The 12,566-nt window shown below is 62.8% G+C and carries 11 protein-coding genes; 6 read left to right on the top strand and 5 right to left on the bottom strand.

Translation table 11 applies throughout. The annotated features are described in order from the left end of the window. Positions 1 to 11: 11 nt before the first annotated feature. On the bottom strand, positions 12 to 851 hold the full coding sequence (locus QMA15_RS13605; RefSeq protein WP_019747640.1) for a CPBP family intramembrane glutamic endopeptidase: 840 nt from the start codon (positions 849 to 851) through the stop codon (positions 12 to 14). 85 nt (positions 852 to 936) lie between these two features. Between QMA15_RS13605 and QMA15_RS13600 the strand changes: the two genes are divergently transcribed. Then, positions 937 to 1,245, top strand: coding sequence for a rhodanese-like domain-containing protein (locus QMA15_RS13600; protein ID WP_019747641.1), 309 nt, complete (start codon positions 937 to 939; stop codon positions 1,243 to 1,245). 49 nt (positions 1,246 to 1,294) lie between these two features. Here QMA15_RS13600 and QMA15_RS13595 read toward each other — a convergent pair whose 3' ends face one another. Next, a complete protein-coding gene (locus QMA15_RS13595; RefSeq protein WP_029537878.1) occupies positions 1,295 to 1,936 on the bottom strand; it encodes a dihydrofolate reductase family protein in 642 nt (213 codons plus the stop codon). 74 nt (positions 1,937 to 2,010) lie between these two features. Further along, entirely contained in the window at positions 2,011 to 3,096 is a 1,086-nt protein-coding gene (locus QMA15_RS13590; protein ID WP_290284918.1) for a TDT family transporter, read from the bottom strand. A gap of 90 nt (positions 3,097 to 3,186) precedes the next feature. Between QMA15_RS13590 and QMA15_RS13585 the strand changes: the two genes are divergently transcribed. Further along, entirely contained in the window at positions 3,187 to 4,098 is a 912-nt protein-coding gene (locus QMA15_RS13585; protein WP_019747644.1) for a LysR family transcriptional regulator, read from the top strand. 25 nt (positions 4,099 to 4,123) lie between these two features. Here the strand turns inward: QMA15_RS13585 and QMA15_RS13580 are convergent, their stop codons facing one another. After that, a complete protein-coding gene (locus tag QMA15_RS13580) occupies positions 4,124 to 4,804 on the bottom strand; it encodes a TetR family transcriptional regulator (RefSeq protein WP_031330947.1) in 681 nt (226 codons plus the stop codon). Between the two features lie 75 nt (positions 4,805 to 4,879). On the opposite strand from QMA15_RS13580, the gene QMA15_RS13575 reads away from it, so the two are divergent. The 3 genes from QMA15_RS13575 to QMA15_RS13565 all read left to right on the top strand — a co-directional run bounded on the left by QMA15_RS13575 (position 4,880) and on the right by QMA15_RS13565 (position 11,249). Next, positions 4,880 to 6,043: an NAD(P)/FAD-dependent oxidoreductase gene (locus QMA15_RS13575; protein ID WP_092763776.1), complete on the top strand. Its 1,164-nt coding sequence runs from the start codon at positions 4,880 to 4,882 to the stop codon at positions 6,041 to 6,043. A gap of 7 nt (positions 6,044 to 6,050) precedes the next feature. Next, on the top strand, positions 6,051 to 6,884 hold the full coding sequence (locus tag QMA15_RS13570) for a DUF3626 domain-containing protein (RefSeq protein WP_020969117.1): 834 nt from the start codon (positions 6,051 to 6,053) through the stop codon (positions 6,882 to 6,884). Between the two features lie 180 nt (positions 6,885 to 7,064). After that, entirely contained in the window at positions 7,065 to 11,249 is a 4,185-nt protein-coding gene (locus QMA15_RS13565; protein ID WP_279163716.1) for a bifunctional nitrate reductase/sulfite reductase flavoprotein subunit alpha, read from the top strand. Positions 11,250 to 11,255: 6 nt separating this feature from the next. On the opposite strand, the gene QMA15_RS13560 is transcribed toward QMA15_RS13565, so the two are convergent. After that, on the bottom strand, positions 11,256 to 11,720 hold the full coding sequence (locus QMA15_RS13560; RefSeq protein WP_019747649.1) for a tRNA (cytidine(34)-2'-O)-methyltransferase: 465 nt from the start codon (positions 11,718 to 11,720) through the stop codon (positions 11,256 to 11,258). A gap of 136 nt (positions 11,721 to 11,856) precedes the next feature. On the opposite strand from QMA15_RS13560, the gene QMA15_RS13555 reads away from it, so the two are divergent. Next, positions 11,857 to 12,537 carry an excalibur calcium-binding domain-containing protein gene (locus QMA15_RS13555; protein ID WP_020969120.1) on the top strand — a complete coding sequence of 227 codons (681 nt, stop codon included), beginning with the start codon at positions 11,857 to 11,859 and terminating at the stop codon, positions 12,535 to 12,537. Positions 12,538 to 12,566 lie beyond the last annotated feature (29 nt).

Here is a 12,566-nt window from a genome sequence, read left to right as displayed (position 1 = left end):
CATGCGATCAGTCAGGCCGAGACGCGCGCGGGCTGCTCTTCGCCGACCCGGCCGCGGATGAAGAAGATGGCAACTACGCCGAAGGCGACCAGCACGACAGTGAGCAGTGTGGCGATCGTGGTGGCTCCGCTGGCACCCGTCGTCACCGAGGTGTCGAGCCCGCCGGTCGAGAGAATGGTGGTGGGGTCGGTGAGGCCGTGCAACACGATTGCGGCCCAGATCGTGCCCGTCACGCGCATGGTCAAGTACATGCACATTCCGAATCCGAAGGTGTAGACGACGGTGGCAAGGACTGTTGCCAGTTCCATTCCCGCGATGAAGTTCACCGTGTGCATGAGTGCGAACAGTAGGGACGACACAACAGCGACGAAGCGTTCTCGGTGGCCGGCATCACGAAGCATCTTCACTGCAATACCTCGGGTGACCAATTCCTCTGCGAGACCGACACATACACCGAGGGCGATCAACGAGACGATTTCGCCGGCCGACCACGCGCTCCAGTCGGTTCCGGCCAGGTGGGCAGCGATGGCGGCAACGACGATAATCGGCCCGATCCACATCCAGCCGCGTCCGCGTACCGGTTGAGGACCGAAGATACTGCTGAGCCAGCCGACCTTGACCGTGAAGATCAGCAACGCAACTGCACCGATCGCGATGGGCAACATGACGCCGAAGATGATGCTCGAGGCACTCGAGACCACGTTGTCCGTGTCGATCTGGTCGGCGAAAACACGCGAGATCACCTGCCCTGCGGCAAGGTAGAAGACCAAATAGGCAACGATGAGAAGGAGCAACTTCCACAAAGTGGGTCGACTCCAAAAACCCGACTTTTCGGGAACAGTATTGGTCATTGTCAGATCGTAAAGGCAACCACACGAAATCACGCGGTACCGTCTATTCGGACAGCAGCGAACACGAAGGCAGGACGCAGAAGACATGTTGGAAGTCGACTTGAATGCACTGGACACGGCATTGGCGGCAGGTGAGCCGCTGATCGACGTCCGTGAGCCCGACGAGTTCGCTCAGGTCCGAGTTCCCGGTGCGGCGCTCATTCCGCTCAGCGAATTCGTCTCTCGCGTCGGTGAAATTCCGGACGCGGAAACGGTGTACATCATCTGCGCCGTCGGTGGCCGTAGCCTGCAGGCCGCGGAGTATCTGCAGGCCCGTGGCATCAATGCCGTTTCGGTGGCCGGTGGAACAATGGCGTGGTACCAGTCGGGGCGCCAGGTCGAGACCGGAGCCTAAGACACAACTGATGGGGGCAGTTCCCGTTTCGGGAGCCGCCCCCCACCGGTCACTTTCGCCAGAACAGGTGATGCGTCACGCCGCTCGGGCTCGGCACGATTTCGAGGTTGAAGCGGTCGCGCAACTCATCAGGTGTCTCCCACAGGCGTAGACCGGATCCGAATTCGATCGGGCAGACAGCGATGTGCATCGTGTCGACCAGATCGGCGTCGAGGAATTCACGGATAGTGCTGACCCCGCCGCCGAGTCGAACGTCCTTGCCCTGCGCGGCCTCACGTGCCTGCTCGAGGGCCGTCGCCGGGTCAGCGTCGACGAAGTGGAATGTCGTGTCCGATAGCGTGAACGACGGCCGCACGTGGTGGGTCAAGACAAAAACCGGGGTGTGGAACGGTGGCTCGTCGCCCCACCACCCCTGCCACTCGAGATTCTCCCAAGGGCCGCGGTAGGGTGCGAATTTGTTGCGGCCCATGATTTCGGCACCGATGTTGTTGGAGAAGTCCCGCGTGAAATAGTCGTCGATGCCTCGGCTGCCGCCGGGATCGGTGCGATTGGGCCAGCTCGCTGTAGCTCCCGCCCACGCAAACATTTCACCGTGGTCCAGGCCGAACGGGCTCTCGAAGCTTTGGTCCGGACCGCAGGCTATTCCGTCACTGGAAACGCTGAAATTCTGTACTCGTAATAACTGACTCACCATGTACTCCCGCTCTCGACAATGGTCTACGTGAGTACAGACCGTACGGCGAGGCAAAACTCATCGGTGCCAATTCATGCAGCCGCGGGGAGAGCTCCACTGCGGATCGATCGGACGGTCCGCACCGCGACGGTTGCCCAGATGGGGATCAGCACGGTCAGCAGGGCAAGTGCGATTCCCAGAATCAGCGTCGAACCGGTGGCGACTCCGAAGGCATTCGCTCCGACTGCACATGCTCCGATGGGGAAGGTGAAGCTCCACCAACCGAGCGAGAAGTCCAAGCCGCGGCGCAGTGCGTGGATGGTCACGGTGGTGACGGTGACAAATGCGATGACGCCGATGATTCCGACGACGGTTCCGTATGCGATTCCGAATTCGTGCAGGGTGTCGGCGTGCTCGGTACTGAGTGCATGCCGTGAGGCGGCGGCCAACAGGTTGGATGCTGCGATCGACTGTCCGATCACGCCGAACGGAATCCACAGCGAGGGAATGGCATTGAACGGGATCACGTCGACGCCGGCCGAGCGGTTGCGTGCGAACTGCCTCGCGACGGCTATCAGAATGCCGATAGCGGCGGTCAGTGCCAGAGCGAACAGGATGTAGCAGAAGATCAGTACCGCGATGCGCGGAGCGCCTTCGGGCATGTGGGTGCTGACCGCTGCGCCGGTGGTGGCCGAGACCATCGGTGGTACGACGGGCATCAGCCAGAACGGCATTGCCGTCGCCATCCCAGCATCTCGAACGAGACGAATCATCATCACGACGTAGGTGACCAGGCCGAGTGCCGTGCCGAGTATCCACAGAGTCAGCGAGACGGTGATCGCCACGTCGTGGCCGAGGAAGTCCGGCCCGGTGATGCCGGTTGCCGATCCCACGGTCAGCAGGGCCATGGCGACGGCTCCGTAGAACGGGAACATCGCGGGACTGTGCAGGTAGGCGAGGGCCTGACATCGATGTTGTGACCAATGGGTGGCAAATGCGCCGATCAAGGCGCACAGTACGAGAACCGCCAGAACCCAGAAGATTTCCGAGACCAGCTTCAAGCCTTCGATCTCCGGTTCGAGCGAAGCTGCGGCCACCGAGACGATTCCCGTTCCCATCGCTGCCGCGAACCAGTTCGGGGTGATGTGGGCGAAGGTGGGACTCGTTGTGGTGGTCATGTATTTCACTGTCGTCTCATCCGGTTCGTACCGGTAGACCGGTTGTCCTTGAATGCCCACAATCTCGCCTTGTGGGTCTAATCTTGGTCTATGTCGTTGTCTCCTCGGGTGCCGGAACTCAGTGCCCTCGACGTCCTGCTTTCCGTAGGGCGTCTGGGCAGCATGGGTGCTGCCGGCCGGGAGCACGGACTCAGTCAGCAAGCGGTCAGCGCCCGGGTGCGTTCGGTCGAACGGCAGCTCGGAATCAAGGTTTTCGATCGAGCGGCGACCGGTGTTCGTCCCACCGCCGAGGGCGGTCTGATTCTCGAGTGGGCAAGTCACATCCTCGTCAGTGCCGAGGAAATGGCATCGGGAGTTGCCGCACTTCGCGGTGAACGCGACGCTGCCGTCACAGTTGCCGCCAGCATGACCATCGCCGAGTATCTGGTTCCCGGATGGACGGTCGCGATGCGGCACAAGTTCCCCAACGTCGTGGCGTCGGTGAGCTTGCACAATTCCTCGGATGTCTCTGCTCAAGTGCAGGCAGGCCAGGCCGATATCGGATTCGTCGAAGGTCCGGATGTGCCGTCGGCGCTCGCGTCGTGCGAGGTAGCGCGTGATCACCTCGTCGTGGTTGTGCCGCCGGGACACGACTGGGCCAATGGTGTGCCTGTTCCGGTTGCGGACCTCGCACGCACGCCGCTGATTCAGCGCGAGTCAGGGTCAGGGACGCGTCTGACGCTCGAGAATGCTGTTCCCGATTGTGTGCCGCCGTTGCTCGAGCTCACCTCGTGCACCGCAGTCAAGGCTGCGGTGGTGGCAGGCAACGCGCCCGCCGTTCTGTCGTCGTTGGCCGTTGCTGCCGACCTGACGGACGGCCGACTGGTCGCGGTCAACGTCGACGGCTTGCGGATGCCGAGGCGACTCCAAGCCGTCTGGGATCCCGATCGCGGATTGCGCGGTGCGGCAAGAGATTTCCTCGACATAGCGCTCGGCTCCAACACCGCTGTTCATTCGCGTTGACGGCTGCGGCTGACGGGAACGGCTGCTATCGGACGGTGTCGATTCCCGCGAGGATGAGATCGATGCCTGCCAGAAACTGTTCTCGGTCGTCGTGGTCGCGCAATTGCGCCGTCACCTGATTGAGGAACGGGTACTTCGCGGAATCGAGTTCTTCCCACCGCTGCGCGACGGTGGCGAGGAAGGCGGACCGATCTGTCTCGCGGGGGAGGAGGCGGGCGCCCGCGGCATACTGTCCGGCGAGGCCGAGCACGTAGTTCAGGAGTGCGGACGCACAATCGAACTGTGCCGGTTGGGGAACGCCGAGTGCTTGGAGTTGCCCTCCCAGACTTTCGAAGATCTGCATCACCGCTGATTGCCACGGCTCGCGAGAGAGTTGGGTGCCGACCCACGGGTGCGCGTCGATCGCGTCGAACACACCGAGAGTGATGATCCGGATCGCCTCACGTGGGGTTGCGCTTTCGGTTCCTTCGGTGGTCACGCGGGCGATGACGTCGTCGGTCGCCGCGGCGAGCAGTTCGCTCTTGTTGGCGACGTGCCAGTAAATCGCCCCGCTTCCTGTTGCCAGGCGTGCGGAGAGTGCGCGAAATGTCAGCGCAGTTTCGCCCTCGTCGTCGAGGATCTCGATCGCAGCCTCGACGATTCGCTCCTTCGAGAGCGCGTCCGTACGTCGTTCGGTCCGCTGATTCCTGGTCGCCATGCGCACCATCTTGACATATCTGGAACGCCGTTCCAAGATGGTCACTGGAACGACGTTCCAATCGAAGCCTGAAAGGAAACAAACATGAGCAACTCGATAACGATCATCGGGGCGGGTCTCGGCGGTCTGACCCTCGCGCGCGTCCTCCACGTTCACGGAATTCCGTCGAAGATCTACGAGGCGGAACCGTCGGCAGAAGCTCGCACGCAGGGCGGCCAACTCGACATCCATGAACACAACGGTCAGGCGGCGCTCGACGCTGCCGGCCTCATCGACGAGTTCCGCGCGATCATCCACGAGGGCGGTGCCGCGTCGCGCGTACTCGACCAACATGCCGCTGTACTCCTCGACGAACCCGACGACGGCACGGGAGCGCGTCCTGAAGTGCTGCGCGGAGACCTCCGGCGGATCCTGCTCGAATCCCTTCCGGACGGCACGATCGAATGGGGACGCAAGGTCGACAGTGTCCGCTCGCTCGGCTCACGGAACACCGCCGACGAGCGCGCCGACGGCCGACACGAACTGACCTTCGCCGACGGTTCGACGGTGACTACCGACCTCCTCGTCGGCGCCGATGGTGCCTGGTCGAAGATCCGCCCGTTGCTCTCCGATGCGAAGCCCGAATACGTCGGCACGACGTTCGTCGAGATTTATCTGTACGACGTCGACGAGAAGCATTCGGCTGCAGCCGAGGCAGTCGGTGACGGGGCGATGTACGCGCCCGCACCAGGAAAAGCGATCGCCGCGCATCGAGAGGCGGGAGATATCGTGCACACCTACGTCCAGTTGAACCGTACGGCGGAGTGGTTTGCCGGTATCGATTTCACCGACGCCGCTGCTGCGACAGCGCGGGTCGCGGCCGAGTTCGATGGTTGGGCAACGGAACTCACTGCGCTGATCACAGACGGCGAAACCGCGCCGATTCCGCGCGCGATCCATGCACTTCCCGACGAGCACCGATGGGATCGCGTGCCTGGGGTCACGCTCCTCGGTGACGCGGCACATCTGATGGCTCCGTCCGGTGAGGGTGCGAACTTGGCCATGTTCGACGGCGCCGAACTGGGAAGGGCGATCGCCGCGCACCCGGACGACATCGAAGCGGCACTGAGCGGCTACGAGGAAGCGATGTTCGTGCGCAGTGCATCCGAGGCCGCTGACTCGCACGTGATCCTTGATCTCTGCCTCGGTGAAGGCGCACCGTATTCACTGGTCGACTTCTTCACCGGCGCTGCTTCCGTATCCGGATAATGGACGAATGCCTGTTGATTCCACTCCCTCGTCTGCCGCGATTGCGCACGTGCGCGGTCTCTCGAAGGGTGACCAGGTGGATCGAAATCACCGGGTGACGTTGCACTTTCATCCAGACCTCCCGTCTGAACGTGGTCTGACACTGGCCTCGATCGCACGTCAAGGCACCTACGTGACCCAGTTCGAGACTCGTACCAGCAACGGCGGACTGACAGCGCATCACGGCGGCGACCGTTGGCGTTGGGAGAGTCGGATATTCGGCGGGGCTTACGACGAGCGAGAGCCGTCGGAACGGCCGAAGTACGGATCGTTGAACTTCTCCGCCGATCCGTACGGGGCATCCCCTCGGTTCGGCTCGTCCTACTTCCGGCTTGCCGAGCACACACTCGACCGCACCACCTTCTGCTTTCCGGACAGCGTCTTCGAGCCTGATCTCTTCGGAACGGCCGAAGCGATGAGCTTGGTCGGCGCCGCCAGAGCCGCCGAGTTCGACGATCCGCTCGACCACTACATCGAGGCGCACGTCCACGGCGTCGTCGACATCGGAACGGACGTCGAGGCACTCGTCCTGGACCCGAGTTACCGCGGCACACGGATCGAAGAGATCGCCCACTCACTCACGTGCCCGGTCCTGTGGCACGACGGTTACGCGGTCGATGTCGAAGAGATAGCCGAACATCCCGAATACCGGGGAGCGACCGTCGTCGACCTTGCCCGAGAAATTGCCCGCGGCAGGCGACTGACGCCTGCCGTACTGGGGCTCGCACGGAGCGCGTCCTTCGATCCGCAGGACGTCAAAAAGGTCTGGCACTACATCGCTCGATTCGGCGGCAGGGCCTAGAACTGGGCATTCGCGTATCGCTGCCCGTCGACGACCGCCGGTTCCGGGACCGCACATCGGTCTGAAGGGCGCGGTGAGGAAAGAGTGATTGATACGCAACATCGAGCATGAACTCCCGAAACAACTGCATCCGAAGATAGAAGTCGACCTTGATCCTCGGTCGAAGGGATGCATGAATCGATGGGCGCTCAACTCACCACCACCAGTGTCGACACACTCTGCGCGTACTGCGGGGTCGGCTGTGGTCTTGTCCTCGACATCATCACCGATCCGGAGACGGGACGCCGGAAGGCTGCGAAGTCTTCCGGTCTGAAAACACATCCCACCAACTTCGGGCGTCTGTGCACCAAAGGGACCACGACCGCAGACATGCTCGCAGGTCCAGGGCGAATGGACTCTGCATATCGCCGTCCGCGCCGAGGGGATGCGATCGAAGCCGCGGACATGGACGCCGTCATCACTGACACCGCCCAGCGTCTACGGGCAATCATCGACGAGCACGGCCCCGACACATTTGCGTTGTACGTGTCCGGGCAGATGTCTCTCGAAGCCCAGTACTTGTCGAACAAGCTGGCCAAGGGATTCATCGGGACCAATCAGATCGAATCGAACTCCCGGTTGTGCATGGCGAGTGCCGGCACCGGGTACAAACAGTCTCTCGGGGCCGACGGACCGCCCGGTTCCTATCAGGACTTCGAACACGCCGACGTGTTCTTCGTGACCGGCGCGAACATGGCGGACTGCCATCCGATCCTCTTTCTGCGGATGCAGGAGCGGATCAAGGCAGGCGCGAAGTTGATCGTCGTCGACCCTCGACGCAGTGCCACCGCCGACAAGGCGAACTTGTTCCTGCAGATCGCTCCCGGCACCGATCTCGCGCTACTCAACGGACTACTCCACCTGCTCGTGGTGAACGGCCACACCGACCCTGACTTCATCGCCGACTTCACCGAAGGCTGGGAGGTGATGCCCAGTTTCCTCGCGGAGTACACCCCGGAGAAGGTCAGTGAGATCACCGGTATCCCCGAGGCCGACATCCGCACTGCAGCGCAGTGGATCGGTGAGGCTGCAAACTGGATGAGCTGTTGGACAATGGGTTTGAACCAGAGCACCCATGGCACGTGGAACACCAACGCCATCTGCAACCTTCACCTTGCGACCGGTGCGATCTGCAAGCCCGGCAGCGGTCCGTTTTCGCTGACCGGGCAGCCGAACGCCATGGGTGGGCGTGAAATGGGCTACATGGGTCCAGGTTTGCCCGGCCAGCGCGCCGTGATCGTCGACGCCGATCGCGAATTCGTCGAGGAGAGGTGGGGGATCCCGCAAGGCTCGCTGCGCACCGACATCGGCGGTGGCACCATCGACATGTTCTCCCGCATGGCGGCGGGTGACATCAAGGCATGCTGGATCATCTGCACCAATCCCGTTGCAACGGTAGCCAACCGAAAGACCGTCATCGACGGCTTGGAGAAGGCTGACCTCGTCATCACCCAGGATGCGTTCCTGGGCACCGAGACCAACGAATACGCCGATGTTCTGCTGCCCGCCTCACTGTGGACTGAGTCCGACGGAGTGATGATCAATTCCGAACGCAACCTGACGCTCTTCCAGCAGGCACTGGATCCGGTCGGGCAGGCGCTGCCTGATTGGCAGATCATCGCCCGGATCGCCTGCGAGATGGGGTATGCCGAGGCGTTCACCTACACCTGTGCCGAAGAGGTGTTCGAAGAGATCAAGCAGTTCTGGAATCCGAAGACCGGCTACGACTTACGCGGCGTCACCTACGAGCGCCTCCGCAAGACATCAGTCCAGTGGCCGTGCCCGCCAGACAGTGATCAGGACCGTCATCCCATCCGATACGTCAATGACGGTGTCAGTCAAAGGCTCCTGATCCGCGAGGACGGCAGCACTCCGCGGCTCGCATTTCCCACCGCCACTGGCCGTGCGATGTTCTTCGCACGGCCGCACATGCTTCCCGCCGAAGTGCCCGACGACGACTATCCATTCCTGCTCAACACCGGTCGTCTCGCGCACCAGTGGCACACCATGACCAAGACCGGCAAGGTCGCCAAGCTGAACAAACTCAACCCAGGTCCCTTCGTCGAGATCCATCCCGACGACGCCGTCAGGCTCGGCGTCGTCGACCAGGATGCGATCGAGGTTGCCTCACGCCGCGGTCGCGCTGTGCTTCCGGCCGTCATCACCGACCGAGTGCGTCCGGGGAACTGCTTTGCCCCGTTTCACTGGAACGACGCCTTCGGCGAATATCTGTCCATCAACGCTGTCACCAACGACGCCATCGATCCAGCCTCGCAGCAACCGGAGTTCAAAGCCTGTGCTGTCACTATGACGAAGGTCGCCGTGAACACACCTGAAACAGTGCTCGCCGAGGCGCCGCTGGTGGCTTCCGCGCCAGCTGATCGGGCTTTGTCGCGAACCGAGGTCCTCGCGGATGTCATCGGTCAAACAGGAACACCTGCAGTGGTATTCGATGCGCTCCAGCAGAGCTACCTGGCCGGTCTTCTCGCCGCGTTGCGTGCGGACGCGGATCGCACTGCCTGGGTCCCGACGTTGCCGTCGACGGCGCCGTTCGACGCCGAAAAGCGGATGTGGGTCGACGGTGTACTGGCCGGTCTGTACTCGCGAACCGCGCTCCCTGTCACCGACGGGCCCGCGTTGTCCTCGGGTCCGGGCATTGCGACAGAACGCGCGCCGATCGTGGTGCTCTGGGCATCGCAGACCGGAAACGCGGAAGAATTCGCCGCCGCCTGCGCTGCTCGTCTCGGGGAAGTTGGCTTGCCCGTGGTGATGCATGCAATGGACGAGTTCCCGGCCGCCGACCTGGTGGCCACCCGGGAGGTCCTGCTGATCACCAGTACCTCCGGTGACGGCGAATCCCCGGACAACGGCAGCGGTTTCTGGGATGCGTTGGCTGCTGACACGGCGCCCCGCATGGCCGAGACACGGTATGCAGTCATCGCTTTCGGTGACTCGAACTATGACGACTTCTGTGGGCATGGACGAAAGCTTGACGCCCGCCTTGCTGAACTGGGGGCCAGTCGTATCGTCGATCGCGCCGACTGCGAGCCCGATTTCGAGGACACCGCTGCTGGATGGCTGGACTCTGTCACGGCTGAACTTCAGCGCTCGGCGGCTGGTGAGACGGCCGACGTCGTCGTTGCTAAGAAGAATTCTGGGACAACCGTTGCGGCCACGCCGATTTCACCGGCGATGTCGGCGCCGCTGCAGTACAACAAGAAGGCGCCGCTGACCACAGCCTTGACGCGCAATGTCGTGCTCAACCGGCCAGGCTCTTCCAAAGACGTGCGGCAGTTGGGCTTTCACCTTCCAGGCGACACGGTCAGTTACGAAGCCGGCGACGCTCTCGGAGTCTGGCCCCGAAACAGCTCTCCGTTTGTCGACGAGTGGCTCACCCTCACCGGCCTCGACGGTGAGGAGGTCGTCGAACTGGGGCAGTACGGCGATATGACCCTGCGTACCGCGCTCACCGAACGCCTGGAGATCACTCGAATCTCGAGCGAGATGATTCGGTTCGTGCATCAACGAACTCGCGACGCAGACCTCGCCGAGTTGATGAAGCCGGAGAACATCTCCACGCTCAAAGACTGGTCGTGGGGACGACAGTCCGTCGACGTACTTGCGCAGTCGCCCGTTCGTGCCTCGACGGAAGAATGGCTCTCCCTCCTCAAACCGCTTCAGCCGCGGCTGTATTCGATATCTTCCAGTCCGAAGGAGAACCCACGCGAAGTGCAGCTGACGGTGTCCGCGGTGCGCTACAACGTCGCGGGTGTCCCACGGCGTGGGGTGTGCTCGACCTACCTCGCAGACCACGCCCACGATGATGACATCGGCATCTTCGTGCAGAAGTCGACCCATTTCCGGCCACCGTCCGATCCCGAAACCCCGATGATCATGGTCGGTCCGGGAACCGGCATCGCGCCGTTCCGTGCTTTCCTGCATGAGCGTCGGGCATTGGGGCACACGGGCCCGAACTGGCTGTTCTTCGGGGAACAGCACGCCGCGACCGACTTCTACTACCGCGAAGAAATCGAAGAATTGCGGAAAGACGGATTCCTCACCGAACTCGACCTCGCATTTTCCCGGGATCAAGCCGACAAGGTCTACGTGCAGGACCGGATGCGTGAGCGCGGTGCGCTGCTGTGGGAGTGGTTGCAGAAGGGCGCCCACTTCTACGTCTGCGGCGATGCCAACCGGATGGCCAAGGACGTCGACAGTGCCCTCAACGGGGTGGTCGCTCAACACGGAAAACTGGCACCTCGTAGTGCGGAGGCGTACGTGAAGGCTCTCTCGGCCGAGAAGCGGTACGTCCGAGACGTCTACTGACGTCGATCAGACGGCGCCCTTGAACCCGTGCTGACGCCACGCCTCGTACGTCACGAGGGCGGCAGCGTTGGACAGGTTGAGGGACCGGCGTCCGGGAAGCATCGGGATACGCAGGCGCTCGGTGATGTGTTCGTCCGCCAATACCTCTTCGGACAGTCCGGTGGGCTCGGGCCCGAACAGCAGGACGTCGCCGGGTTGGTAGGCGATATCGGCATAGGACGTGGTCGCGTGCGCGGTGAAGGCGAACACGCGAGCGGGGGTGACGGCTTCCCACGCCGCAGCAAGGTTCTCGTGGACCGTGACAGTCGCCAGATCGTGGTAATCCAAGCCTGCGCGCTTGAGTTTCGGCTCCGACAAGTCGAAGCCGAGAGGGCCGACCAGGTGGAGTTCGCAACCGGTGCCCGCGACCATGCGGATCGCGTTTCCGGTGTTGGGTGGGATGCGGGGCTCGTGGAACATCACTCGGAACACTCGAGGAACTGTACCGGGCGACGTATCAGTGCCCACGTCCGTGAGAAGACCGGTCGGGAAGTGTGGGCGAATTGGTAACAAACCGGCCAGTCCGTGCGAATCTATTTCCGGCACTCTTCGCAGAACGGACATTTTGATGAACCCTCCCGCCGGTTGGAACCCCGACCCCTTCGACCCCACGATCGACCGTTACTGGGACGGTCAGCAGTGGACTGCACAGACACGGCCCAAGGGCGTCGACGCACCCACTCAAGCCTTCGGCACTCCCACCCAGGTCTTCGGTGCTCCCGGATCGCCGGTGCCGGACGCAAACGCCGAGGAAGGCAAGACGCGGCGTAAGTGGCCGTGGATCGCCGGCGCAGCAGTCGTGGGGCTGGTTGCCATCGCCGCGGCGACGGGCGCGGGCAAGTCGGAAGAATCAACGACGCCTGCTGTGACCTCTTCTACGACAGCGGCGGCGACGACAACCAAAAGCACGGTCCCGTCGACGACGAAGACCACGACTTCGTCCCTCTTGCCGACGACGACAACGATCGTGCCGCCACCGACGACGACAACCGTGGCAATCGTGCCGCTGGTTCCGCAGGTTCCGGTAACCACGACTACGCCGTACGTTCCGCCCGCCCCGGCGTACACCCCGCCGAAGACAACGGAACCCGCGTACGTTCCGCCGCCGGCAAAGGTGCCTGATGCAGGGGTGTATTACGCCAACTGCTCAGCGGTGCGAGCGGCTGGTGCTGCCCCGATCTACCGCGGCGATCCCGGCTATTCGTCCAAGCTTGATCGTGACGGTGACGGCGTGGCCTGCGAGACCTAGGCGATCGAAGCGGTGTCGGTGCGACGGGG

The sequence above is a fragment of the Rhodococcus sp. APC 3903 genome (assembly GCF_030407755.1).
Lineage (GTDB): Bacteria > Actinomycetota > Actinomycetes > Mycobacteriales > Mycobacteriaceae > Rhodococcus_F > Rhodococcus_F erythropolis.
The sequence above is the reverse complement of the archived record's forward strand: the minus strand, read 5'-3'. Positions and strand labels throughout refer to the sequence as shown.